This window comes from Thermomonas mangrovi (genome assembly GCF_028201335.1).
Classification (GTDB): Bacteria; Pseudomonadota; Gammaproteobacteria; order Xanthomonadales; family Xanthomonadaceae; genus Thermomonas; species Thermomonas mangrovi.
In genome coordinates, this window is record NZ_JAPEVV010000006.1 from 72,911 (window position 1) to 97,136 (window position 24,226).

At 71.7% G+C, this 24,226-nt stretch carries 16 protein-coding genes; 3 read left to right on the forward strand and 13 right to left on the reverse strand.

Annotated features, from left to right (window positions below; translation table 11 throughout):
* The 6 genes from ON759_RS09220 to pilG all read right to left on the reverse strand — a co-directional run bounded on the left by ON759_RS09220 (position 1) and on the right by pilG (position 10,146).
* On the reverse strand, positions 1 to 1,008 hold the full coding sequence (locus ON759_RS09220) for a chemotaxis protein CheB (RefSeq protein WP_271680080.1): 1,008 nt from the start codon (positions 1,006 to 1,008) through the stop codon (positions 1 to 3).
* On the reverse strand, positions 1,005 to 6,458 hold the full coding sequence (locus ON759_RS09225) for an Hpt domain-containing protein (RefSeq protein ID WP_271680081.1): 5,454 nt from the start codon (positions 6,456 to 6,458) through the stop codon (positions 1,005 to 1,007). The genes ON759_RS09220 and ON759_RS09225 overlap by 4 nt, the downstream gene beginning before the upstream one ends.
* An 80-nt stretch (positions 6,459 to 6,538) precedes the next feature.
* Positions 6,539 to 8,554 (reverse strand): methyl-accepting chemotaxis protein, encoded by a 2,016-nt coding sequence (locus tag ON759_RS09230; RefSeq protein ID WP_271680082.1) that lies wholly within the window; start codon positions 8,552 to 8,554, stop codon positions 6,539 to 6,541.
* Between the two features lie 34 nt (positions 8,555 to 8,588).
* The gene (locus ON759_RS09235; protein WP_271680291.1) at positions 8,589 to 9,140 is read right to left on the reverse strand and encodes a chemotaxis protein CheW; all 552 of its coding nucleotides are present in this window, start codon (positions 9,138 to 9,140) and stop codon (positions 8,589 to 8,591) included.
* A 220-nt stretch (positions 9,141 to 9,360) separates the two neighbouring features.
* On the reverse strand, positions 9,361 to 9,726 hold the full coding sequence (locus tag ON759_RS09240; protein ID WP_271680083.1) for a response regulator: 366 nt from the start codon (positions 9,724 to 9,726) through the stop codon (positions 9,361 to 9,363).
* Between the two features lie 18 nt (positions 9,727 to 9,744).
* Positions 9,745 to 10,146: a twitching motility response regulator PilG gene (gene pilG, locus ON759_RS09245; protein WP_271680292.1), complete on the reverse strand. Its 402-nt coding sequence runs from the start codon at positions 10,144 to 10,146 to the stop codon at positions 9,745 to 9,747.
* 193 nt (positions 10,147 to 10,339) lie between these two features.
* Here pilG and gshB point away from each other — a divergent pair, with 193 nt between their 5' ends.
* Both gshB and ON759_RS09255 read left to right on the forward strand, forming a co-directional pair.
* Complete coding sequence (gene gshB / locus ON759_RS09250; protein WP_271680084.1) at positions 10,340 to 11,269, forward strand: glutathione synthase; 930 nt, start codon at positions 10,340 to 10,342, stop codon at positions 11,267 to 11,269.
* A 4-nt stretch (positions 11,270 to 11,273) separates the two neighbouring features.
* A complete protein-coding gene (locus tag ON759_RS09255; RefSeq protein ID WP_271680085.1) occupies positions 11,274 to 12,161 on the forward strand; it encodes an energy transducer TonB in 888 nt (295 codons plus the stop codon).
* A 7-nt stretch (positions 12,162 to 12,168) separates the two neighbouring features.
* Here ON759_RS09255 and ON759_RS09260 read toward each other — a convergent pair whose 3' ends face one another.
* The 5 genes from ON759_RS09260 to mrcB all read right to left on the reverse strand — a co-directional run bounded on the left by ON759_RS09260 (position 12,169) and on the right by mrcB (position 18,365).
* Positions 12,169 to 12,672 (reverse strand): hypothetical protein, encoded by a 504-nt coding sequence (locus ON759_RS09260; protein WP_271680086.1) that lies wholly within the window; start codon positions 12,670 to 12,672, stop codon positions 12,169 to 12,171.
* A gap of 104 nt (positions 12,673 to 12,776) precedes the next feature.
* Positions 12,777 to 13,475, reverse strand: a complete 699-nt coding sequence (gene tsaB / locus ON759_RS09265) for a tRNA (adenosine(37)-N6)-threonylcarbamoyltransferase complex dimerization subunit type 1 TsaB (RefSeq protein ID WP_271680087.1) — start codon at positions 13,473 to 13,475, stop codon at positions 12,777 to 12,779.
* Entirely contained in the window at positions 13,472 to 13,873 is a 402-nt protein-coding gene (locus ON759_RS09270; RefSeq protein WP_271680088.1) for a VOC family protein, read from the reverse strand. Before ON759_RS09270 ends, tsaB begins: the two co-directional genes overlap by 4 nt.
* Positions 13,870 to 15,909 (reverse strand): DNA repair helicase YoaA, encoded by a 2,040-nt coding sequence (yoaA, locus tag ON759_RS09275; protein ID WP_271680089.1) that lies wholly within the window; start codon positions 15,907 to 15,909, stop codon positions 13,870 to 13,872. Before yoaA ends, ON759_RS09270 begins: the two co-directional genes overlap by 4 nt.
* A gap of 5 nt (positions 15,910 to 15,914) precedes the next feature.
* A complete protein-coding gene (mrcB, locus tag ON759_RS09280; protein WP_271680090.1) occupies positions 15,915 to 18,365 on the reverse strand; it encodes a penicillin-binding protein 1B in 2,451 nt (816 codons plus the stop codon).
* A gap of 125 nt (positions 18,366 to 18,490) precedes the next feature.
* On the opposite strand from mrcB, the gene ON759_RS09285 reads away from it, so the two are divergent.
* Positions 18,491 to 20,584, forward strand: coding sequence for a glycosyltransferase (locus ON759_RS09285; RefSeq protein ID WP_271680091.1), 2,094 nt, complete (start codon positions 18,491 to 18,493; stop codon positions 20,582 to 20,584).
* Here the strand turns inward: ON759_RS09285 and ON759_RS09290 are convergent.
* Together ON759_RS09290 and ON759_RS09295 are read right to left on the reverse strand one after the other, a co-directional pair.
* On the reverse strand, positions 20,581 to 22,062 hold the full coding sequence (locus ON759_RS09290) for a tetratricopeptide repeat protein (RefSeq protein WP_271680092.1): 1,482 nt from the start codon (positions 22,060 to 22,062) through the stop codon (positions 20,581 to 20,583). The two genes, ON759_RS09285 and ON759_RS09290, sit on opposite strands and share 4 nt — an antisense overlap.
* Positions 22,059 to 24,221 (reverse strand): RelA/SpoT family protein, encoded by a 2,163-nt coding sequence (locus ON759_RS09295; RefSeq protein ID WP_271680093.1) that lies wholly within the window; start codon positions 24,219 to 24,221, stop codon positions 22,059 to 22,061. Before ON759_RS09295 ends, ON759_RS09290 begins: the two co-directional genes overlap by 4 nt.
* Positions 24,222 to 24,226: the final 5 nt, after the last annotated feature.

Consider the following 24,226-nt stretch of genomic DNA (forward strand, 5'->3'; position numbering starts at 1 on the left):
TCAGGCAGGCCAACGTTGTTGCAGGCGGTGGACGAGGCCGGCAATGCCGTCCGCCTGGCCGCCACGGGCGACCAAGGCCTGGCTGGCCGCCGGGTCGAAGCAATTTTCCGCCGATTGGCCCAGCGCCAGTCCGCCACCGAGGGCCACGGACAGCGCGCGTTCGACCAGCATCGGATCCGCGCCACTCAGCAGGAGGATCGCGCTGTCGCCAGGCGGTAACGCGGCGAAACGGGGCTCCCCTTCGCCGGGCACGACGACCAGGCCGGCAGGCGCGGCGTGCACGTCCATGCCGTCCGGGAGGACATGCACGGTCCCTGCGGCCAGCGTGTCGCCCGGCTGCGCCAACACCACGCGCAGGCTGCCCGCGCGCTGCATTTGCCGCACCAGCTTCTCGTACTGGCCGCCGTCGATCCGCTGGCGCAGCAGCACCGGGCGCGGGAAATCGCCAGGCAGGCCGCCCAGCAGCTGCCGTACCGCATCCGGGCCGCCAACGCCGGCCGCCACCGCGACTGCGCCCTGCAGGCGAGGCGCCTGGGCCAGTTCGTTGCCGTGCGGCAGTGCCGGCATCGCCGCCACCCGCAATTGCAACGCGGCGATCTCGTCGTGGAACCTCGCATCATCGTCGGCCGCGGCCACGGGGGCATCGGTGGCGAGAGGCGCGGCAGTCCGCGGCAGCACGTCGTCGTGGCCCTGCAGCTTGGCGGCGAGGTGCCGCGCCCAGCGCGCGGCTTCCCAGCCCTCGCGGCGCATCGCGACATCGGCATCCTCGAAGATGGCTTCGATCGAGGGATCGCCGAGGATCCCGTCGAAGCGTTCGAGCGCGTGCTCGACCGCCGGATCCAGCACCACCATCAGCACGCCGGGATCGGCGGCGCGCACCGCGTCCTCGTCGGCTTCGCCCGGGTCGAGGCAGGCGACCACGTCGCCGCCGGCATCGACGATCGCCGCCTGCGTGCGCTCGCGCGCGGCCCCGGCGCGCGCGAGCAGGACGACGCGCTTGCGTTTCATTGCGCGGGACCGTCGCCCACGCGCTCCAGCTTGAGCAGCTCGAACACGTTGCGCATGAGCTCGGCCTCCTGGTAAGGCTTGCCGAGGTAGCGCTCGACGCCAAGCTGCAACGCGCGCTCGCGGTGCTTGTCGCCGGTACGGGACGTGATCATGATGATCGGCACGTCGCGCATCCGCGGGTCGCCCTTCATCGCGGTCGCCAGCTCGTAGCCGTCCATGCGCGGCATTTCGATGTCGAGCAGCATCAGGTCCGGGATCACGTCGGCCATGCGCTCGAGCGCGTCGAGGCCATCCTTCGCGGTCGCGACCTCGAAGTTGTGGCGCTCGAGCACGCGCCCGGTGACCTTGCGCATGGTGACCGAGTCGTCGACCACCATGACCAGCGGCACCCGCCGCTGCTCCACCGCCTGGCGCACCGGCACGGCATCGCGCGGCATCGCGATGGACCTGCGCACCAGCGGGGCGACGTCGAGGATCACCACGACCGAGCCATCGCCCATGATGGTGGCGCCGAAGATGCCCGGCACCGACGCGAGCTGCGGACCACCCGGCTTGACCACGATCTCGCGGTTGCCCACCACCTGGTCGACCGCGACCGCGGCGCGCAGGTCGCCCGAGCGCACCAGCAACAGCGGCACCTGGAGCTGGCCCTCGGCCTTCGCCGTGGCGCCACCGACCAGCGTCCCGAGATCGTGCAGGGCATAGTCTTCGCCGCCGTAGCGATAGCTCGCATCGGGCTTGGCCATGTCCTCGCGGGAGATGCGGCCGACGCCGCGCACGGACGCGATCGGCACGGCGTACTGCATCTCGCCGATCTTGACGAACACCGCCTGCGTGACCGCGAGCGTCTGCGGCAGGCGCAGGGTGAACGTAGTGCCCTCGCCCGGGCTGGACGCGATGTCGAGCGAGCCGCCCAGCTGGCGGACTTCGCTGGCGACCACGTCGAGGCCGACACCGCGCCCGGCCAGCCGGCTGACGGACTGGGCCGTCGAGAAACCGGGCTCCAGGATCAGCACGTCGAGGTCGGCATCGGCGAGGATCGCGTCGGGCTTGAGCAAACCGCGCTCGACCGCACGCGCGCGGATCGCCTGGCGATCCAGGCCGGTGCCGTCGTCGGCGACCTGCAGGACCACTTCGGAGCCTTCGCGCCGCACCGACACGCGGATGCTGCCTTCCTCGCCCTTGCCCGCCTTGCGACGCGCGTCGGGAGCCTCTAGGCCATGCGCCACTGCATTGCGGAGCATGTGCTCCAGCGGCGCGGTCATGCGCTCCAGCACGTTGCGATCGAGTTCGCCCTGCGCACCCTCGAGCTTGAGCTGGGCCTGCTTGCCGGTTTCGCCGGCGGCCTGGCGGATCACGCGGCGCAGGCGCGGCACCAGCGAATCGAACGGCAGCATGCGCGTGCGCATGAGGCCTTCCTGCAGGTCCGAGCTCACCCGCGACTGCTGCAGCAGCAGGGTCTCGTACTGGCGGGTCAGGTCGTCCATCGACTCGTGCAGGCTCTGCAAGTCGGCGGCGGACTCGGCGAGGCCGCGAGACAGCTGCTGCAGGTTGCTGAAGCGGTCGAGCTCCAGCGGGTCGAAGGCTTCGTTGCCGGCTTCGCTCTCGCGCTGGTAGCGGGCGATGATCTGCGCTTCCGTTTCCGCGTCCAGGCGGCGCAGCTGGTCGCGCAGTCGGATGTTGGTGCGCTCCATTTCCTGCGCGGTGGCGCGGAATGCGGCGAGCTGCTGCTCCAGACGGGCGCGGTAGATCGCGACCTCGCCCGCGTAGTTCACCAGCCGGTCGAGCAGGTCCGCACGGATGCGGACTTGTTCCTGGGGCGCCCGCACGCCGATGTCGTCGTCTTCGCCGAGCCCCTCCACCAGCATCGGCGCGGACAAGGGCTTGAGCTCGACCTTGGGGGTCGCCTGGGCGGCCTGCAGCGGTGCTTCCGCCCGCGCATTGAACTCGTCGATCAAGCCAACCGGCATGCCGACCGCACGGCGCGCCGCGACGCGGGTCACCATGCCGTGCAAGCGGTCGAAACCACGTTCCAGCAGCGGCACGCCATCGGTGCCGAGCTCGGCGCGCTGGGCCACCACGGCCTCGAGCAGGGACTCCATGGCATGGCCCAGCTCGCCGATGGGCATCATGCCCGCCATGCGCGCACCGCCCTTCAGCGTGTGCAAGTCGCGCTGCAGCCCCACCATCGCTTCGCGATCGTCCGGCGTCTCCCGCAGCTGCGCGAGGAGGCCATCGGAATGGTCCAGCAGGTCCCCGCCTTCCTCCACGAAGATGTCGACCAGTTCAGCGTCCAAGCCGGCCATGTCGAGGGCTTGATCCGGATCTTCGGCGGATGTCGCCGCGGACAGCAACGCCGCCAGTGCCGCCTGCTCGCGCGCCTTGGCGGCTGCAGCCGCTTCTGCTGCGCGACGCTCCGCTTCCAGACGTTCGGCCTCGGCGCGGGCTGCGGCGATGCGCTCCGCTTCCAGGCGTTCGGCCTCGGCGCGGGCTGCAGCGATGCGCTCCGCTTCCAGGCGTTCGGCCTCGGCGCGCTCCGCGGCCACTCGCTCGGCCTCCAGGCGGGCTTCTTCCGCAGCCAGGCGCTCGACTTCGGCCTGTTCGGCGGCCACGCGCTCGGCTTCCAAGCGCGCCGCTTCTTCCGCCGCAGCCTGCACGGCTGCTTCCGCAGCCAGGCGTTCGGCTTCGGCCTGTTCGGCGGCCACGCGCTCGGCTTCGAAGCGCTCGGCTTCCAGGCGCGCCGCTTCTTCCGCCGCAGCCTGCGCGGCTGCTTCCGCAGCCAGACGTTCCGCTTCCGCCTGTTCGGCGGCGACGCGCTCGGCTTCCTGGCGCACCGCTTCTTCTTCCGCCGCAGCCTGCGCCGCCGCTTCCGCCGCCAGGCGTTCGGCTTCGGCCTGCTCGGCGGCGACGCGCTCGGCTTCCAGACGGGCCGCTTCTTCTTCCGCCGCAGCCTGCGCTGCCGCTTCCGCAGCCAGGCGCTCGCTTTCGGCTTGTTCGGCGGCCACGCGCTCGGCGTCCAGGCGCGCCGCTTCTTCTTCCGCCGCAGCCTGCGCAGCGGCTTCCGCAGCCAAGCGTTCGGCTTCGGCCTGTTCGGCGGCCACGCGCTCGGCCTCCAGGCGCGCCGCTTCGGCGGCCTCGTCGGCTGCATCGGTCGTGTCCACCACGAACGGGAGGCTTGCCTCCGGCAGGGTATCCCGCAGCGCGGCGATGCTCGCCGCCAGGCCGGCATACACCGGCACTCGATCAGGTGTTGCCTGCAATGCGTGGGTCGACGCACGGATCGCCTCGGCCATCTCCCCGAGTGCCGCAACGCCGACGCCATCGGCCGGTGCGCGCGCGGCGAGCAACCGCTTCACGTAGGTTTCCGCAGGCGCCGTGAATGCCGTGACGGAGGGCACCTCGGTCATCGCGAACGCGCCGTTCAGCGTATGGATCGCGCGCAGCAGGCCATCGTTGACCGCCGCGTCGCCATCGCGCGCTGTGGCGAGCCACGCATCGATGGTTTCCAGGTGACCGCCGACCTCGGTACCGAGGATCTCCAGCAAGACCGGATCCACCCGAACCGTGGTGGTATCGCCGGCTGCATCGCCCGGCAGCGCTGCTTCGAACTCGGTCGATGGCACCGACGGTTCGCGAGTGGGCGCGACATCCAGCAAGACTTCCTCGCCAGCGCCGAGGCGATCTGCCACGCCCTCCATCGCGGCAAGGTCCACCGACAGGCTCGTCTCCCCGCGCAGGGCCGCATGCAGTTGCGGCAACACGTCCCGCACCTGCGACACGAACGCGACGACGGCGGGGCTCGCGGAACGCGAGCCGTCGAGCACGCGGTTGAGCATGTTCTCGACATGCCAACTGAACTCGCCGAGGGTCTTCGCGCCGACCAGGCGGCCGCTGCCCTTGAGGGTATGGAAGACACGCCGGATCGGGCGCAACTGTTCCAGGTCGTCCGGACCGCGGCGCCAGACGGGCAGGAGCTCGTCGAGGTTGGCGATCTCCTCCTGGAACTCCTCGAGGAAGATCTCGCGGATCTCGTCGTCGATCTCGTCGCCCGCGGCATCGAATCCGGCGCTCAGCGCCGGCGTCCCCGACTGCGCGGTCACCACGACCGCAGCCGTGGGTTCGACGGTGGGCTGCGCGGACACTTCTGGCACTGCAGGCATGGCCGGTTCGGCCTCGGCCCCATGGTCCGCCGGCGCCTGGCCATCATCGTCGAGCGGCCAATACCCGAGTCCCTCGATGCTGGCGCGGGCACGATCCAGCAGGTCCAGGCGTTGCCCGAGCGGATCGCGCAAGGACTCCAGGTAGTACTCCATCCCCGCGAGGGCTTCGGCCAGGGTGTCGAGCTCGCGACCACCCGGGACCTGCCGTTTCTCCAGCAATTCCGCCTGGCTGTAGCGTCTGAGTGCCTCCAGGTACCCGGCCGGCTCCGGCAATTGCAGGATGCGCATGGCACCGGCGACCTCGGCGAGGAGGCGCGGCACCGGGTCCAGGCTCGCGTGGTCCCAGTTGGTCTCGACGAAGGCCACGAAGGCGTTGCGGACCTCAGTGAAGTTCGCGGCGGCCTCGCGCGAGAGCGCGCCCATGACCTTGCGCGACTCCAACGCGAGTTGGTCCTCGCCGCCCTCCGCGGGACCTTGGCCGAGACGCGAAACCTGGTCGTCAAGCGAGTGATCGATCTGGATCAGGGCGCCCGCAACCTCCAACAGCGCGTCTTCGCTGGGCGGCCGCACGCCGGTGGCGATGTCCCGCACCACCCGCCGCTGCTCCAGCACGACGCCGCGCGCCGCGTCCAGGCCCACCATGCCCAAGGTCTCGCCGATGCGCTCGAGCGCATCGGCCTGCGGTTGCAGGCCTGCAACGTCGGTCAAGCCCGCGCGCAGTTGCAGGTCCAGCGCATCCTTGACCCGGAGCAGGTCTTCCTTGAGCGCAGCGGCCACGGTATCCAGCAGCGCGCGGTTGCGACCCGCCAGGCTTCCGCGGGCATGCTCCAGTTCTGCCTCGGTCGGTTCGACCAGCAGGCTCGGCAGTGCCTCCTGCGCCAGCGCTTCGACCCCGCGCGCGTTGCGCAGCTCGTTCAGCAGGGGCAGCAGCACGATCGGGATGTCGCGATGGCCGCCCTGCAGCCGTTCCAGGTAATCGGGAAGCTGCACGATGCCGCGCATCAGCGCGGCGCAACCTTCCTCGCGCGCCTCGGCTCCGCCGGCAGCCAGCGCACGCGCGAGCTGCTCCATCTCGTCGGCGACCATCGCCGGCGCCTGCAATTCGAGCATGCGCAGGGTACCCAGCACCTGGTGCAGGTGGTCGGCGCAAGCACGCATGGACGCGCCATCGGCGGCATCCTCGAGGTGGGCTTCGATCTCGATCCGCGCCTGGCGCAGGGTCTCGTCGATCTCGGGCTTCACCCATCCGAGCGCGGTGTGGTCGATGGCATCACGCAACGCCGTCGTCATCGGGACGCTCCGCTATGGCCCCGCGCACGGTCGGGGCGAGCCTGGTGGACGGGGCCGTTCATGCCGGGGCTACCTTTCCGTCAGGCCGGCAGCTTGAAGTCGGCGACCGAACGACGCAGGTCGGCGGCGAGCTGCGCGAGGTTGCCGATCGATTCGGCGGTCTGGCTGGCGCCCTGCGACGTCTGCGCGGTGATCGACTGGATCGTGTTCATGGTCTGGGTGATGTCGGTCGCGGCATGCGACTGCTGCGCCGCCGACACCGAGATCCCTTCAATCAGGTTCGACAGGTCCGCCGACACCTTTTCGATCTCACCCAGCGCGGTACCCGCGTCCTCGGCGAGGCGCGCACCCGCGACCACTTCCGAGGTCGTCTGTTCCATCGAGCTGACCGCCTCGTTGGTGTCGGCCTGAATGGTCTGGACCAGCGATTCGATGCGCTTGGTCGCGTTCGACGAGCGCTCCGCGAGTCGTTGCACTTCGTCGGCCACCACCGCGAACCCGCGGCCCGCCTCGCCGGCCGAGGCCGCCTGGATGGCCGCGTTCAGCGCCAGGATGTTGGTCTGCTCGGAGATGTCGTTGATCAGTTCCACGATCGAACCGATTTCCTGCGAGCTCTCGCCCAGTCGCTTGATGCGCTTGGAGGTCTCCTGGATCTGGTCGCGGATGCTGTCCATGCCGGCGATCGTCTGCCGCACGACGCCGGCGCCGTTGGTCGCGATCTGCACCGAACGCCGCGCCACTTCCGCGGAGTCCGCCGAACTGCGGGACACCTCGTTAATGCTGGTCGCGATCTCGTTGATGCGGTCGGTCGCGGAGTTGATCTCCTGCGCCTGGTGCTCGGCGGCATCGGCCAGCTGCATGGCGGTGGCCTGGGTTTCCTGCGCGCTGGCGGAGACCTGCACCGAGGTGTCGTTGATCGTGGCCACCAGGGTACGCAGCTGCTCGACCGCGAAGTTGATCGAGTCCGCGATCGCGCCGGTCATGTCCTCGGTCACGGTCGCCTTCACGGTCAGGTCGCCTTCCGCGAGCGAGCCCATCTCGTCCAGCAGGCGCATGATCGCCTCCTGGTTGCGGTCGTTGAGCTCCTTGGTGGTCTGGTAGCGCAGCCGGTTGGCACGCCCCAGCGACCAGATCAGGCCGGCCAGGGCGGCCAGGGCCAGCAGGCCGGACAGGATGCTCACCCAGACGCCACCGATGACGCTGGTGTCCTTCAACGAACCGAAGGAGGTGAACGCCGCGAACAGGTTCTCGCTGTCCGACAGCAACTTGTCGGAACCGGTCGCGAGCGCTTCGGCGGAACTTTGCGCCTTGATCAGGTTGCCCGAGCTGGCCACGATCGCGTTCAGGTCCGTCTTCATGCCCTGCCAGAGCGTGAAGGCCTGGTTCAGCGGACCGACCGCGCCGGCGGCGGTGACCTTGGTGATGTCGGCGCCGCCATTGCGCAGCGCGTTCATCGAACGATCGAACACCGCGGCGTCGCGGCCCAGCGCGCCGGCCGCGACCTGCGCACCGGAACCACCCGCCCGCAATTCGGCGATGCGGCGGGCCATGGCCGCCGAGGTCACCACCTGCTGCAGCGCGGTGAACACCTGGCCGGAGCCGGCGCCACCCGTGGCCAGGCCGCGGACGACTTCGTTCAACTGCGCCTGCAACTGGGGCACCTTGGCGGTGAAGCTGTCGGCCTTGCCTGCGAGCCCGAGCACGGCCTGCTGCGAACCGGTGACCTCGTCGGCGCGCTTGGACAGCGGATCCCACGTGGCGCTGACGGTGCGGATCGGCCCGGACACGCCCACTTCGTCGCCGAAGCGTTCGTTGAGGGTCTTGATGTCCGCGTCGACTTCCGCCTTCGTCGCCTTGAACGCTTCGAATGCCGAGGCATCGCCACCGATCGCTTCGCGCCCCTGGTTCGCGAGGCGCTGGGAATTCAGCTGCAGGCGCGAGGCCGCGGTGCTGGCGCTACCGAGTCGCGATGCCTTGGTCGTGGCATACAGGGTATTGCCCGCGAACACCACCAGCGACCCCACCAGCAGCGCGATCCACGCATTGGTGCTGAGGTTGCGGCCCTTGCCGGCGACGGAATCCATCAGAGTGCTCATGTTGCGACCTCAGGCTTGCGGAGTTGGCCGCGGATCACGCGGCGGCTTGGCGGAATTCGGGGGTGCGGGTCAGGCGCTCGAGGCTGAAAACGCCCCAGGCCTGGTCGTTCACGCGGTAGGCACGATCGATGAAATGCGCGTAACGGCCATCCGCCACGCCATCGAGGTCGACGCCCTGCGCCTCGACGAAGCTGCGCTGGCCGAACAATTCGTCGATCGTCACCGCGACATCGCCGCCCGACTGGCGGACGACCAGGACGCGCTGGCTCTCGTGGATGACCGTGCGCTCGCCCTCGAGGAACTGCTTGAGGTCGACCACCGGCAGCAGGGTGCCGCGCACGTTGGCGACGCCCAGCATCCACGACTCGGCGCCGGGGATCGGCGTCACCGCCGGCATCGACAGGATCTCGACCACCTCGTCGAAACCCGAGGCCAGCCGGTGCGCGCCGACCCGGTAGGCCACGCCGCGCCAGAGGCCGGGCGCATCAAGCTGCTCGGGCAGGCCCGCCACGTGGGCCAGGCTGCGTTGTTCGTAGTCGGCCAAGACCAGGAAGGGCGAACGCGCGTCGCGTGCGCGCCGGGGCACCTCGCGCACGCGCTTCGAGGGCCGGACATCCGCCGTGGGCTCGCTTGCGGCCGGCGTTGCAGCCGGCTCGATCTCTGCCCCAGGCCCAACGTCCGCGACCGGTTCGACCGCCGCGGCTGCTTCGTCGGCGGCCGCTGCAAGCTCCACGGCCGGCTGCTCCGCCTGCGCAGGCAGCGACTTGGCGGACTTGTGCTTGTTCTTGCCGCGCTTGGCCATCGCGTCAGTGCCCGACCAGTGCGTTGATGCGCGCGACCAGGTCCTGTTCGCGCGGCGGCTTGACGATGTAGTCCTTCGCACCCTGCCGCAGGCCCCAGACGCGGTCGGTATCCAGCCCCTTGGTGCTCACGATCAGGACCGGGATGTGGCTGGTCTCGGCGTCGCGCGATAGCGCGCGGGTGGCCTGGAACCCGTTCATGCCGGGCAGGACGACGTCCATCAGGACGAGGTCGGGCTTGTCGCGCTTGCAACTGGCGATGCCGTCCTCGGCGTTGCCCGAGGTGGTGACCTGGTGGCCGTTGCGCTCCAGCAACTGGACCATTACCGCCGCTTCGGTCGGCGAATCCTCGATCAGCAGAATGCGTGCCATGCGTGCCCTACCCCCCGGTCAGGCGTTGACGTACGTCCGAATCGCTCCGAGCAGTTCTTCCCGCGTGAACGGCTTCGTCAGGTACTGCTCGGACCCGACGATACGTCCCCGGGCCTTGTCGAACAAACCGTCTTTCGACGAAAGCATGATGACCGGCACAGATTTGAAGGTCTGGTTGTTCTTGATCAGTGCGCAGGTCTGATAGCCGTCGAGCCTCGGCATCATGATGTCGACGAAGATGATCTGCGGATGATGGTCCGCGATCTTGGACAACGCCTCGAAACCGTCCGTGGCGGTGACGACCTCGCAGCCCTCGCGCGCAAGCAGCGTTTCCGCCGTGCGCCGGATGGTCTTGGAGTCATCGATGACCATCACCCTCAAGCCCTTGAGGCTGATGTCCTGTCCGTTCTGTTGCGACATGCAATCCCCTTCGCCCGCACGTACCAGCCACGGCGGATGGCCGCTGGGCAGACCGCTTATATCCCAGCCTCGACGTGCACTGTCAAGCGCCGCGACATGGCGCCAGCCGGGCGCCTCGCGGCCGCTGGTAACATGCGGGGCCACCCCTGCTGAGCGCTCGCCCGCCGTGAAACCGCTCGACGTGATCGTGGTCATGGATCCGATCGGAACCATCAAGACCGCCAAGGATTCGACGTTTGCGATGTTGCTCGAGGCGCAGCGCAGGGGGCACCGGCTGCACTACGTCAAGCCGGGCGGGCTGGCCGTCGCCGGCGCGCTGGCGGTGGCCCGGGTGGCGCCGCTGGGGGTGCGCGACGACACCCACGAGTTCTTCGAATTGGGCGATTGGTCTCAAATCGCCTTCGGGCCCGGCCAGGTCGTCCTGATGCGGAAGGACCCCCCGGTCGACGCGGATTACCTGCACGACACCCAATTGCTGGGCATGGCCCAGCGGCAAGGTGCGCTGGTGGCGAACGATCCGCAGGGCCTGCGCGACTTCAACGAGAAACTGGCCGCGCTGCTGTTCCCGCAATGCTGCCCGTCCACGCTGGTCAGCCGCGACGCCGCCGCGCTCAAGGCCTTCGTCGGCGAGCACGGCGACGCGGTGCTGAAGCCGCTGGACGGGATGGGAGGGCGCTCGATCTTCCGCGCACGCGCCGGCGAGGCGAACCTCAACGTGATCCTCGAGACGCTGACCGCCGGTGGCCGGCACCTCGCCATGGCGCAGCGCTACCTGCCGGAGATCACCGATGGCGACAAGCGCATCCTGCTGGTCGATGGCGAACCGGTGGACTACTGCCTGGCGCGCATCCCGCAAGGGGACGAGTTCCGCGGCAACCTCGCCGCCGGCGGCCGCGGCGAAGGCCGGCCGCTGACCGAACGCGACCGCTGGATCGCGGCCCAGGTGGGGCCGGAAATGCGCCGCCGCGGCATGCGATTCGTCGGCCTGGATGTCATCGGCGACTGGCTGACCGAGGTCAACGTCACCAGCCCGACCTGCATCCGCGAGCTCGATGCCCAGTTCGGGTTGAACATCGCCGGCACCCTGTTCGACCGCATCGAGGCGGGGCTGGCGGGCGCATAGGCGCATGCAGGCCGAGGCTGCATCCGCGCTCCCGGCACCGCCGGCGATCGGCGAGTCCTCCCGGCTCGGCGCCACCTTGGTGCTGTCGGCGCTGGTGCACGCGATGCTGGTGCTCGGGATCGGCTTTGCCGCGGAGGACGCGGCGCCGATGGTGCCGACCCTGGACGTGATCCTGTCGCAGACCCGCACCGAACTGACGCCGGCGCAGGCCGATTTCCTGGCCCAGGCCAACAACCAGGGCGGCGGCGAGCACGACCGCAGCACCCGCCCCACCGCGCCACAGGCCGGTCCGCTGCCGCAACCGGAGGATGGCCTGGCGCCCCGGCCGCTGCGCGCGCAGACCCCGGCGCCCAGCCCGCCACCGGATGCCCGGGTGATCTCGTCGATCCGCGCCGAGGAGACGGTCCCGACGGCACAGCCCACGCCCGACGTGGCGCCGGCACCGTTGCCGCCCGGCCAGGAGAAGATCGCGCGCGACATCGAGATGGCACGGCTCGCGGCGGAGATCCAGCTGCGCTCGCAGCAATACGCCAAGCGCCCGAAGCGCAAGTTCGTGTCCGCCAGCACCAAGGAGTACGCCTGGGCGCAGTACCTGCGCGGCTGGGTCGACCGGGTGGAGCGGGTCGGCAACCTCAACTACCCGGACGAGGCGCGCCGGCGCCGGATCGGCGGACTGGTGGTGATCAGCGTCGGCGTGCGCCGCGACGGCTCCGTCGAGAGCACCCGCATCATCCAGTCCAGCAACATCCCGATGCTGGACAACGCGGCGATCCGGATCGTGCAACTGTCCGCGCCGTTCGAACCCCTGCCGAAGACGCGCGAGGACCCCGATGTCCTGCACGTGACGCGCACCTGGCAGTTCCTGCCGGGCGGCGAACTCCTGGATCGCTAGCGACCGCTCACAGGAACATGCAGTCGACCAGCGCCTGTTCGACGCCGATCAGCGCGGCCAGCGCCGGTTCCCATCCGGAATCCGGGCGCATCGCCAAGGGCTGGAACACCTCGTCGCCGTTCGCATCCGCAGCGCCCTGCCGGATCCCGAGGTTGCCCAACACGACCTGGAACCCCCCATCGCCCGCCTCCAGCGCGAGGCGTCCCTTGGCCAGGCCGCTCCCCGCCGCGTCGCGGAACTCGACCCGGCTGATCGCGACCAGCCGCCCGCCCTCGGCATCCACCGAGACGATGCCCGCCTGGCTGTCCGGCCTCGCCAGGCAGACTTGCGCCTTGCGCACGATCTGCGCGGGCATGCCGGGAATGGCATAGCGCGTCCCCTTCGCACGCAGCACCTGCCGGGCGTCGGCAGCGCCGTCCGTTTCGATGGCATGCCCCAGGAATTGCGCATCGTCGGCCAATGCCGGCGCGGTCGCCAGCAGCACGAGCAGGATGCCGTGACGATAAGCCATGGGGAGTCGCGTCCTTGGAATGCCCAGCCGCACGATATCGACCCGACATGACAGGCGCGCTGCACTGGATCACGGTCCGCGCAAGTGGTGCCGCGCGATACCGCTCACCCCGACGCTGCGCGCAACGCCTCGCGCTCGGAGATGGTCTGGGCGACGTTGTCGCGCAGGTAGGCGGGTTCGACGCGTTCCGGGGCGACCGCGTGCCCCTCCGCCAACAGCCGCGCGCCCAGGCGGGCGACATCGGCGGCATGCGGCAGCGCAGCCGCATCGACCGCAACGAGGCGATCGCCCATCCGCGCCTGCAGCAGGCCGTCGGCGGCCGCGAAGCCGGTGCCGACGCCCTGCCAGCCCGTCCCGGCGGGCAGCACGCAGGCGGCGGGTGCGACCACGCGTTCGTCGCTGCAGGCGTCGACGGCATCGCCCGAGCGACGGAACGCGGCGACGTAGACCTCGCCCATGCGCGCGTCGATCGCGGCGAGCACGTCGCCATCGCCCGGCGCGCGCATCGCCAGCGCGGCGAGGGTGGACACCGGCAGCAGCGGGCGATCCAGTCCCAGCGCGATCCCCTGCGCGATCGCGATCGCCAGGCGCACGCCGGTGAACGCGCCCGGGCCACGGCCGACCGCGATCGCATCCAGCGCGCTGCGGGCGATGCCGGCCTCGGCCAGCACCGCCTCCGCCCAGGGCAAGGCCAGTTCCGCATGGCGGCGCGGCGCAACCTCGAAGCGCTCCAGCACGGCACCATCGGCGTACACGGCGACCGAACAGGCCTCGGTCGCGGTCTCGAACGCGAGCAGCTTCATCCGGCGTCGTCGGCGGCCGGCTGCCACAACTCGACCACCGCGCCCTCCGGATCCTGCACGTAGCCGAACTTGCCCTGCTCGGTCTCGTCGTAGCGATCCAGCACCGTGCAACCGGCGGCACGCAGCGACGCCAGCATCGCGTCGAGGTCGTCGACGCGGAAGTTCAGCATGTAGGGCTTGTCGCCGGGTTCGAAGTAGCGGGTGTCGGCGGCGAACGGCGACCACACGGTCAGCGCATCCGCGCCGGTGTCCGCGCGCTTCCAGGGCAGCAGCGCGCCGGCCCAGCCGGTCGGCACGTCCAGCCCCAGGTGGCGGCCATACCAGTCGGCCAGCGCCTGCGGGTCGTTGGCCTTGAAGAAGATCCCGCCGATTCCGTGGACGCGTGGCGTGTCGCTCATGGGTGCCCTCCCGCGGGCATCGGGTGTGGCCCGGATTGTGCCGAAAAGAACGCCTGCACGTCGGCGAGGTCGCGGGTGGTGGGCAGCGGCGGCAGCGAATCGAGGAACACGCGGCCGTAGGTCTTCTGGGTCAGCCGCGGGTCGCACAGCACCAGCACCCCGCGGTCGGTCTCGGTGCGGATCAGGCGGCCGGCGCCCTGCTTCAGCGCGATCACCGCCTGCGGCAGTTGTTCGTCGCGGAACGGATTGCCGCCGGCGCGGCGGATCGCGTCCAGGCGCGCCTCGAACACCGGGTCGTCGGGCGCCGCGAACGGCAGCTTGTCGATCACCACCACCGACAGCGCATCGCCGGCGACATCGACGCCCTCGCGGAAACTGGCGGTGCCCAGCAGCACCCCGTTGCCGGACTCGCGGAAGCGCTGCAGCAGCACGTGGCGCGGCTCGGTTCCCTGCACGAACAGCGGCCAGGGCCCGTCGCGCAGCGCCTCGGCGGCCTCGCGCAGGGCGCGATGCGAGGCGAACAGCAGGAAGGCGCGGCCGGCGGAGGCCTCCAGCACCGGGCGCACCGCCTCCAGCACCGCGGCGCCGAACTCGCGCGCGGCGGGTTCCGGCATCCGCGGCGGCAGGTAGCACAGGGCCTGGCGGTCCCAGTCGAACGGACTGGGTTCGATCAATTCCGCGGCGTGCTCGATGCCCAGGCGCTGGGCGACATGGTCGAAGCGCCCGGCCACCGCCAACGTCGCCGAGGTGAACACCCAGGCCGCGCGCGACTGCTCGCGATGCGTGCGCAACGGCCCGGACACGTCCAGCGGCGTGCGCTGCAGGCGGAAGCCCTTCGGCGTCAGCTCGTACCAATGCACGCTCTTCGCGCCGCCGGTGCAGTCGAAGCCGGCGTCGTCATCGTCGTCGCCATCGGCGGCATCCGCCGCCTGCTCGCCCAGCCAGCGCCGCAAGCGGCTGAGCTGGTCGCGCGCGCGCAGGTGGGCGGCATCGAAGCCGGGCGCCGCCTCGCGCAGCGGCGCGAGTGCCTCGACCATGCCGTGCAGGGCCGCGGACAGCGTCGCGAACGCGGGCTCGATGTCGACCTCGTCCAGCGCGCGCCATGCCGTGCCGCGCACCGGCAAGCCGTCCATCGCCGCCCGCAGGCTGCGCGCCGCCTGTTCCAGGGCGAACGCCGGCGCCTGCACGCTGGCCAACGCACCCGGCACGTCCTTGCATTCGCCGACCACGTCGCGCGCGAGTTCCACCAGCGGCCGCGCGCCCAGCCCTTCGCCGAAGAACTGCGCAGCCAGCTCCGGCAGCTGGTGCGCCTCGTCGACCACGAATGCCTGCGCGCCCGGCAGGATCTCGCCGAAGCCCTCCTGCTTGAGCGCGAGGTCGGCCAGCAGCAGGTGGTGGTTGACCACCACCAGGTCCGCCGACTGCGCGCGCTGGCGCGCCTGGACCACGAAGCACTCGCCCCAGAACGGGCATTCGCTGCCCAAGCAGTTGTCGGCGGTCGACGTGACCTGCGGCAGCAGCGGCGAATCCTCGGGCAAGGCATCGAGCTCGGACAGGTCGCCCATGCGGGTGCGCCCGCTCCACGCCACCACCCGCTGGAACTGGGCGGCAATCTCGCGCGACGCGAACGCGCCCTTCAACAGATGCGGCTCCCCCTTCGCCTGCTCCATCCGGTAGCGGCAGAGGTAGTTCGAGCGCCCCTTCAGCAGCGCGGTCTTGAGCCCGGTGCCCAGCGCGTCGCGCACCCGCGGCAGGTCGCGCAGGTAGAGCTGGTCCTGCAGGGCGCGGGTGCCGGTGCTGACGATCGTCTTCATGCCCGAGAGCAAGGCCGGCACCAGGTAGGCGAAGGTCTTGCCGGTGCCGGTGCCGGCCTCGGCGAGCAGGGCGTCGCGGTGCTCGAAGGCATCGGCGATCGCCATCGCCAGCCGCTGTTGCGCGGGACGCGCGACGAAGCCGGGGATGCGCGCGGCGAGCGCGGCCTCTGCCGACAAGGCGTCGCGGACGCCCGCGGCGAGGCGGGAGGCGGGTCCTGCCATCGCGGTCAGCGCGCCGGTTCGGGAACCGGCTCGGGCGGCGCCTGCTTGGCCGGGTCGCCGCCGCCGAACCAGTCGCGGATCGCCTGGCCGGCACGTTCGAGCGCGCTTTCGCCTTCCTCCGGCGGCGCGATCGGATTGCCGAACTCGTCCAGCGCCGGCGGAGGCGCGAAGGCGCAGGCCTGGTAGCTCGGCGCGTAGCCGGCGACGAAGGCGAAGCGGCGCGCGCCGGGGCAACCAGCGTCGGTGCTGTGGCCGTCGGCGACCCACTGCCAGTCCAGGCCATCGCCGGACAAGCGCAACGGCGCGCTCGGCATCCGCGCGAAGGTGTCCGACCACACCCGCATGCCGCCGGTTGCGCCGTACAGGCCGGTAGGCTGGTTCTGGTCGTTGCCGACCCAGACCACCGCCAGGTGGTCGCCGGTGTAGCCGGCAAACCAGCTGTCGCGGCTGTCGTTGCTGGTGCCGGTCTTGCCGGCGGCGGACAACCGCCCGAGGCCGTCGCGCACCAGCGGCCGCCCGGTGCCGGAGCTCACCGCGTACTGCAGCGCGGTGCCGACCAGCCGGGCCGCCACCGCATCGCCGCGTTGCGCCGGCGGCGGCGCCGCGTCGTAGCGCTTGATCGCGCGGCCGCGCGAGTCGAGCACGCCGCGCACCGCATGCAGGGGCTGGATGCGTCCGTCGGCGGCGAGGAACTGGTAGAGCTGCGCCATCGCGTACGGGCTCTGGTCGACCGCGCCGAGGATCAGCGAGGGCTGCCCATCGGAATTGATGCCGGCCAGGGTACGGATCAGGTCCGCCAGCCGCTTCGGCTCGACCTCCATGCCCAGCCGCACCGTGGCCTGGTTGTAGCTCTGCGCCAGCGCGTCCTGCAGGCGCACCGTGCCGTGGCTGCGTCCGTCGGAATTGCCGGGCTTCCACGTCCGCGCGCGGCCCAGGCTGACCGAGATCGGTCCGTCGCTGATGGTGCTGGCCAGCGACCACTTGTCCGGCTGCGCCAGCGCCAGCAGGTACACGAACGGCTTCAGCAGCGAGCCGACCGGGCGCCTGGCGTCGATCGCACGGTTGAACCCGGCCTCGGTGACGTCGCGGCTGCCGACCACCGCCAGCACGTCGCCGTTGTGCACGTCGGTCATCACCAGCCCGGCCTGCAACGGCGGCCTGCCCTTGCTGCCCAGCGACTTCAGGGTGCGCACCACCGCGCCTTCGGCATAGCCCTGCGCGGCCGGCGACATCCCGGTCATCACCGACAAGCCGGCGCCGGAGATCGAATCGGCCGGGTAATCGCGCGCCAGCTGCTTGCGCACCAGGTCGACGTAGGCCGGGAAACGGTTGGCGGCCAGGTTGCCGGCGTTGGTGGTGACGCCGAGCGGGGCCTTGCTGGCGCGCTGCAGCTCCTTGTCGTCGATCAGCCCGCTCTCGTGCATCTTCGTCAGCACGAAGTTGCGGCGCTCGGTGGCGCGCTCGGGGTTGCGCCGCGGGTTGTACCAGGACGGCCCCTTGACCATGCCGATCAGCAGCGCGACCTGCTCGGTCGACAGGTCGCGGAGGTCGCGGCCGAACCAGAACTCCGAGGCCGCGGCCACCCCGCGGATCGCCTGCGCGCCGCGCTGCCCCAGGTCGACCTGGTTGAGGTAGGCCTCGAGGATGGTGCGCTTGTCGTAGCGCGCCTCCAGCAGCAGGGCGAACAGGATTTCCTTGAACTTGCGGGTGTAGGTCTGCTCCTTGCCGATGCCGAGCAGGCCGCTGCGGGCCAGCTGCTGGGTCAGGGTGCTGGCGCCCTGGCGGGTGTCGCCGCCCGATTTCACGTTGACGAAGACCGCGCGCAGCATGCCGCCCAGGTCGATGCCCATGTGGTGGTTGAAGTCGCGGTCCTCGACCGCCTGCAGGCCGGTGACCAGCAGTTCGGGCACCTCCTCGATGCGCACCAGCCGGCGTTCTTCCTGCTGCTGCCCGTAAAGGGTGGCGATGCGCGCCGGGTCCAGCCGCGCGCTGCGCAACGCGCGGCGGTTGGCGATGTCGCGGATGGCGAGCACTTCGCCACCGGACAGCGTCACCTCCAGCCGCGCCGGCGCGATCCGCCCGTCGACGTCGTCGAAGCCGCGGCTGGCGATGTGCCAGCGCCCGCCGTTGCGCGCGTAGGTGCCGGCGCGCTTGCCGTCGCCGGCGTGGTAGGAGGCGGCGTCCAACTCGGTCTTCAGGGTCTGCGCGTCCATCGCCAGCCCGGTGCGCAGCAGCAACGGGCGCGCGTAAACGCGCGTCGGAACCTGCCAGCGCAGCTTGCCGAAGCGCTCGCCGACTTGGTGGTTCAGGTACAGCATGTAGGGGATCAGGAATCCCAGCAGCAGGGCCGCACCGGCCAGGCCCCAGGTCAGCAGACGCTGGCGCCAGCCCGGTTGGCCGCCGGTTTCGCCTTCCTCGTCGTCGTGCAGGTCGTCTTCGTCTTCGATGCGGGGCATGGGTGGGCTGCTGGCGGCCTGTACGCGGAATGCGACAATGGCGGGACGTCGCGGGCGAGTCTAGCGCAGGGGTCGCACGGCCCGGCGTCGGCGTTCGCCCCATCCTTCAGCAGGAGTTCCGCCGCATGCCGATCCCCGCCGACGCGCGTTTCTGGCTCGCGCGCGCGCTGGGACTGTGGCGGCGCGGCTGGGCCAGCCTGCGCACCCGTGGCCTGCGCGCCAGCTGGGCCCGGCTGCGGGCGCAGTTCGCACGCCGGCCAGCACCCACGACCGTGCTGTGGCGCCCCGAACCCACCCCGTTCGCGCCGTTCGCGCTGGCGACCTCCGGGCAGCCGCGCGCCAGCGTGGTGATCCCAGTGCACGGGGCGTTTCCGCACACCCTCGCCTGCCTTCGCGCGCTCGCGGCGCATCCGCCGGCGGTGCCGTTCGAGGTGATCGTGGTCGACGATGCCTCGCCGGACGACACCCTGGCCAGGCTGGGGCAGGTCGCGGGCGTGCGGGTGCATGCGCGCGCGACCAACGGCGGCTTCATCGCCGCCTGCAACGAGGGCGCCGCGCTGGCCCGCGGCGACTGGCTGGTGTTCCTCAACAACGACACGGTCCCGCAGCCCGGCTGGCTGGACGCGCTGCTGCGGACCTTCGACACCCAGACCGATGTCGGCCTGGTCGGCGCCCAGCTGGTCTATCCCGACGGCCGCCTGCAGGAAGCCGGCGGCGTGGTGTTCGCCGATGGCGCCGGCTGGAACTACGGCCGTGGCGAGGATCCGGCTGATTGCCGTTACGCCTACCTGCGCGATGCCGATTACCTCAGCGGCGCGGCGATCGCGCTGCCGCGGACCCTGTTCGAACGGCTGGGTGGTTTCGACATGCGTTACGCCCCGGCCTATTACGAAGACACCGACCTTGCCTTCGCGGTGCGCGCCGCCGGCCTGCGCACGCTGTTCCAGCCCGCGGCCGTGGTCGCCCACGACGAGGGCGGCACCGCCGGCACCGACCTCGCCAGCGGGCCGAAGGCGGCGCAGGCGCGCAACCAGGCCGTGTTCGCCGCGAAATGGGCCGACGCCCTCGCGCGGCAGTTGCCGGCCGGCACCCTGCCGACCCCGGCGCGCCTGCATCGCGACCGCCCGCAGGTCCTGTTGATCGATGCGCTGACCCCGCAACCCGACCGCGATTCCGGCTCGGTGCGCCTGGTGAATCTGATGCGCCTGCTGCGCGACGAAGGGGCGCACGTGGTGTTCCTGCCTGCCAATCGCAGCGCAGACGGCGCGTACACGCAGGCGCTGCAGGCCCTCGGGATCGAATGCTGGCACGCCCCGTGGGCGCCAGGCATCCCGGCCTGGCTGCGCGCGCACGGCCCGCGCTTCCACGCCGCGATGGTCAGCCGTCACTACGTGGCCAGCGAAGTCTTCCCGCTGCTGCGCCGGCACGCCCCGCAGGCACGCCTGCTGTTCGATACCGTGGACCTGCATTTCCTGCGCGAACGCCGCGCCGCCGAACTCGCCGGCGATGCCGCTGCGTTGCGCGCCGCCGATGCCACCCGCGCGCGCGAACTCGCGTTGATCGGCATGGCCGATGCCACCTTCGTCGTCAGCGACGTCGAGCGCGCCCTGCTCGCCCGCGAAGCCCCCGGTGCCCGCGTGCGCGTGCTGTCGAACCTGCACGTCCTGCCCGCGCCCGGACCCGGCCGCGCAGGGCGCCGCGACCTGCTGTTCGTCGGCGGGTTCCGCCACCCGCCGAACGTGGATGCGGTGCGCTGGTTCGTCGAGGCAGTGTTCCCGCGCGTGCGCGCCGCGTTGCCCGGGATCGGCTTCCACTGCATCGGCGGCGACGTGCCGCCCGCGATCGCCGCGCTGGCCGGCATCGATGGCGTGCACGTGCACGGCCACGTGCCGGACCTGCGACCCTGGCTGGACGGCTGCGTCGCCGCGGTCGCCCCGCTGCGCTACGGCGCCGGGGTCAAGGGCAAGGTCAACGAAGCGATGGCGCATGGCCTGCCGGTGGTCGGCACGCCCGCGGCGGTGGAAGGCATGCACCTGGTCGACGGCCACGACGTGCTGGTCGGCGCGGACGCGGAGGCATTCGCTGCCGCGATCGCGCGCCTGCATGGCGATGCCGACCTGTGGACGCGGCTGGCGCGCCACGGCCGCGACAACGTGGCCCGGCACTTCTCGCTGGATGCCGCCCGCGACGTGGTCCGCGAGACCTTCCTCGCGCGCTAGGGCACCGCCTGCCGCGCGCGCTCGACCCGCGCGGCGAAGGCATCGAGTTCCGGCGACGACGGCTCCAGCACGCGCGCCTGCTCCAGCGCGCGTACTGCACGCGTGACCTCGCCGGCCTGCAGGCGCTCGTCGCCGAATGCCAGCCAGCGCTGCGCCAGCCGGTGGCGCGCCTCGGCGCGACGGCTGCCATCGGGATCGAGCTGGCGCCATGCATCCAGGCAGTTGCCGGCCTCGCCCAGGCGGTTGTCGCGCAGGGCCTGTTCGAAGCAATCGCGGGTGGCCATGCTAATCGCCCGCGATGCCGCGACCACGGCGGGATCGCGCGGTGCCAGCGCACGCGCGGCGCGCAACGCGTCCCAGGCGCTGTCGCCCGGTGGGGTGAGCCAGTCGCCGCGGGCCTGCGCGGCACGCGCTGTCGCCAGCAAGGCATGCGCGTCGCGGATCCGCGCCGGGTCGGGCGCGGCTTCCACCCGATGTTCGCTGCGCAACAGCTGGCGGGCCTCGCGCAGGCGTGGATCCTCCGGGGCGAGCCGTTCCGCTTGGGCAATCGATACCCGCACGGCACGCGCATCGCCCGCCTCCGCCTGCCGCCGCGCCTGCGCCAGGAGGCCATCGACCACGGCACCACTGCACGTCGCCGGCAGGACATCGGGCACGCTGCCCAGCAGGCGACGGCAGGCCGCCTCGGCCTGCGCGAGGCGACCCGCCCGCACGTCACGCTGCACCCGCGCGGCCGCCTGTTCCAGCAGGCGCGCGACGCCGGCACGCAGCACCGGCAGGTCGGCATGGCCCGGATCGTAGGCCTCCGCACGCCGCACCACCGCCATCGCTGCGCCGAGGTCGCCGGCGACGAGCGCGGCGTGCGCGGGACGCAGCAAGTCGGCCAACGCATCCTCGCGCCCTTCGACCGCGCGCTGGTTGCGCGGCGACAGCGCGAGCACCCGCCGGTACAGCGGCAGCGCCGCCGCATCGTCGCCATCCAGGCGCCCGGCCGCACGCGCCGCCTCGGCGCGATCGAGCAGCGCATCGACGCCGGCCAGGCCGGCCTCGCCGTCGCGCAGGCTTGCCTCGACCGCGTCGATCCCGGCCTGCGGCGCCTGCAGTTCGCGCGCCAGCCGCAGCGCGATCCGCGCCTGCGCCGCCTGTCCCGCCGCGGCCTTGGCACGCGCATCGGCCAGTGCCGCGCGGGCGACCCGGGCCAGGCCTTCGCGCGCCTCCACCTGGTCCGGCTGCAGCGCGAGCGCCGCCTCGTACAACTCGCGCGCGCCGCTGCCGTCGGCCATCGACAAGCGTCCGTCCTGCAAGGCCCGCTCGGCGCGGGCACGCAACGCAGCGGCATCGGACTCGGGCCACCACCAATCGGCGAGGCGCGGGCCGATGGCGAGCGCCGTCACCACCAGCACGCCCCCGGCAGCCACCGCCCAGCCCCACCCGCGTGGCGGGCGCGACCAGGGACGCGGGCGTTCGCCGGGGATCATGCGCGGCGCGCGGACTGGATCCCGGGCAAGGCCTCCAGTCGCGAGAGCAATTGCCCGAGCTGGCCGAAGTCGGCGATGCGCGCCTGCAACTGCACGCGCACCCGGCCATGGCCGCCGCGCACCGGTTCCGCGTGCAGGCTGGCGACATGCACCCCGACTTGCGCGACCAGGGTGGTGATGTCCTTCAGCAGCCACTTGCGGTCGACGCCCTCGATGCGGATGCCGACCTCCTGCTCGCGCCGGCGGCTGCCCCATTCGACCGGCAGCACGCGCGCCGGCTGGCGCGCGGCCAGCCGGAGGAACGACGCGCAGTCGGGACGATGCACGCTGACCCCGCGCGCACGGGTGAGGTAGCCGACGATCGGCTCGCCGGGCAACGGCTGGCAGCAGCGCGCGACCTGCGCCAGCAGGTTGTCGACGCCCTCGACGGTGACCGCACCCGGGCCCGGTGCCGCAGCGCCGGCCGGTCGCGCCGGCAGCGCAGCGGGCGCCGGTGGCGCCGGCTCCTGCGCGGCACGCTCGAGGTCGAGCAAGGCGCGCCCGACCTGGTTCGGGCCCACGTCGCCCAGCGCCACCAGCACCAGCAGGTCGTCGACGCTGGCCGCGTTGAAGCGCGCCAGCACCGGCGCCAGGTCGGCGTTGAGCAGGCCCAGCCGGCGCAGGTCGCGGTCCAGCAACTCCCGGCCTGCCTGCAGGTTGCGCGCGCGGTCCAGCTTGTTGAACCAGGCGCGCACCTTGTCGCGCGAGCGACCGCTGGCGAGGAAGCCCGCGCCCGCCTGCAGCCAGTCGCGGCGCGGTTCCGCGGTCTTGCCGGTCAGGATCTCCACGCGCTCGCCGGTGTGCAGCTGGTAGTTCAGCGGCACGATGCGGCCGTCCACCTTCGCCCCACGGCAGCGGTGGCCGACCATGGTGTGGACCTGGTAGGCGAAGTCGAGCACGGTGCCGCCTTGCGGCAGGTCGACCACCTCGCCCTTCGGGGTCAGCGCATAGACGCGGTCTTCGGCCAGCTCCGCGTCCATGCCCTGCAGTGGCGTGGCCTCGCCCTCGCGGGCGGCCTCGGCGGCCTGCTCCAGCAGCTTGCGCATCCACGCGATGCGCTTGTCCATCGCCGCGCCGCCGGCCGCGCTGCCTTCCTTGTAGCGCCAGTGCGCGGCCACGCCGAGTTCCGCCTGCGCGTGCATCTCGCGGGTGCGGATCTGCACTTCGAGGGTCTTGCCCTCGGGGCCGATCACCGCGGTGTGCAGCGAGCGGTAGCCGTTGGGCTTCGGCCGGGCGATGTAGTCGTCGAACTCGCTCGGCACCGGCAGCCACAGCGCATGCACCACGCCAAGGGTGGCATAGCAGGCGGCGACGTCGTCCACCAGCACGCGCAAGGCGCGCAGGTCGTAGAGCTCGCCGATCGGCGCATCCTTGCGGCGCATCTTCTTCCAGATGCTGAAGATGTGTTTCGGTCGCCCGGCGACGTCGCCGGAGATGCCCTGCGCCGCCAGCGCCTCGCGCAGCTGCGCCAGGGCCGCCGCGATGTAGCGCTCGCGACCGGCGCGGTTGTCGTCCAGCAGACGCGCGATGGCGTTGTAGGTGTCCGGCTCCAGCACCCGGAACGCGAGGTCCTCGAGTTCCCACTTCAGCTGCCAGATGCCGAGCCGGTTGGCGAGCGGCGCGTGGATGTCGCGGGTGAGCTGGGCCAGCGCCCGCTGCTCGGAGGACGGCAAACGCTCGCACGCGCGCATCCGCGAGAGCTGCCGCGCCAGCACGATCGGCACCACCCGCAGGTCGCGCACCAGGGCCAGCAGCAGCCGGCGCATGCCTTCCGGGTTGCGGCCGCCTCCATGGTCGCGGTGCAGGGCCCAGACCCGGCTGGCGGCACGCTGACCCTCGAGCATCGCGTGCAGGCGCTCGGGAATCGGCACCCCTGCCTCGGCGGCGATCGCCTCGACATCGACCAGCGCATCCAGCAGGGTCGCGGCCATCACTTCCGCGTCGGCGTTCAGCGAGGCGAGGATCGCCAGGGTGTCGGCCAGCACCGCGGGTGGGTCGCGCATCGGCGCGCCGGCTTCCGCGCGGGCCCGCCACAGCGCCGCGAGCGGCCCGGGCAAGGCGCCCGCCGGCAAGCGCGCGAGCACACCGGCATGGTCGGGGGCAGCGGTCTCGGGGGACATGGCCC

Excerpts from the sequence above, each read along its gene's own strand:
- ON759_RS09260 (WP_271680086.1), bottom strand. The coding sequence starts at position 12,672 with ATGGCTTATCGTCACGGCATCCTGCTCGTGCTGCTGGCGACCGCGCCG.
- ON759_RS09220 (WP_271680080.1), bottom strand. The coding sequence starts at position 1,008 with ATGAAACGCAAGCGCGTCGTCCTGCTCGCGCGCGCCGGGGCCGCGCGC.
- ON759_RS09255 (WP_271680085.1), top strand. The coding sequence starts at position 11,274 with ATGCAGGCCGAGGCTGCATCCGCGCTCCCGGCACCGCCGGCGATCGGC.
- ON759_RS09225 (WP_271680081.1), bottom strand. The coding sequence starts at position 6,458 with ATGACGACGGCGTTGCGTGATGCCATCGACCACACCGCGCTCGGATGG.
- mrcB (WP_271680090.1), bottom strand. The coding sequence starts at position 18,365 with ATGCCCCGCATCGAAGACGAAGACGACCTGCACGACGACGAGGAAGGC.
- ON759_RS09290 (WP_271680092.1), bottom strand. The coding sequence starts at position 22,062 with ATGATCCCCGGCGAACGCCCGCGTCCCTGGTCGCGCCCGCCACGCGGG.
- tsaB (WP_271680087.1), bottom strand. The coding sequence starts at position 13,475 with ATGAAGCTGCTCGCGTTCGAGACCGCGACCGAGGCCTGTTCGGTCGCC.
- gshB (WP_271680084.1), top strand. The coding sequence starts at position 10,340 with ATGGATCCGATCGGAACCATCAAGACCGCCAAGGATTCGACGTTTGCG.
- ON759_RS09230 (WP_271680082.1), bottom strand. The coding sequence starts at position 8,554 with ATGAGCACTCTGATGGATTCCGTCGCCGGCAAGGGCCGCAACCTCAGC.
- ON759_RS09295 (WP_271680093.1), bottom strand. The coding sequence starts at position 24,221 with ATGTCCCCCGAGACCGCTGCCCCCGACCATGCCGGTGTGCTCGCGCGC.
- pilG (WP_271680292.1), bottom strand. The coding sequence starts at position 10,146 with ATGTCGCAACAGAACGGACAGGACATCAGCCTCAAGGGCTTGAGGGTG.
- ON759_RS09285 (WP_271680091.1), top strand. The coding sequence starts at position 18,491 with ATGCCGATCCCCGCCGACGCGCGTTTCTGGCTCGCGCGCGCGCTGGGA.
- ON759_RS09270 (WP_271680088.1), bottom strand. The coding sequence starts at position 13,873 with ATGAGCGACACGCCACGCGTCCACGGAATCGGCGGGATCTTCTTCAAG.
- ON759_RS09240 (WP_271680083.1), bottom strand. The coding sequence starts at position 9,726 with ATGGCACGCATTCTGCTGATCGAGGATTCGCCGACCGAAGCGGCGGTA.
- yoaA (WP_271680089.1), bottom strand. The coding sequence starts at position 15,909 with ATGGCAGGACCCGCCTCCCGCCTCGCCGCGGGCGTCCGCGACGCCTTG.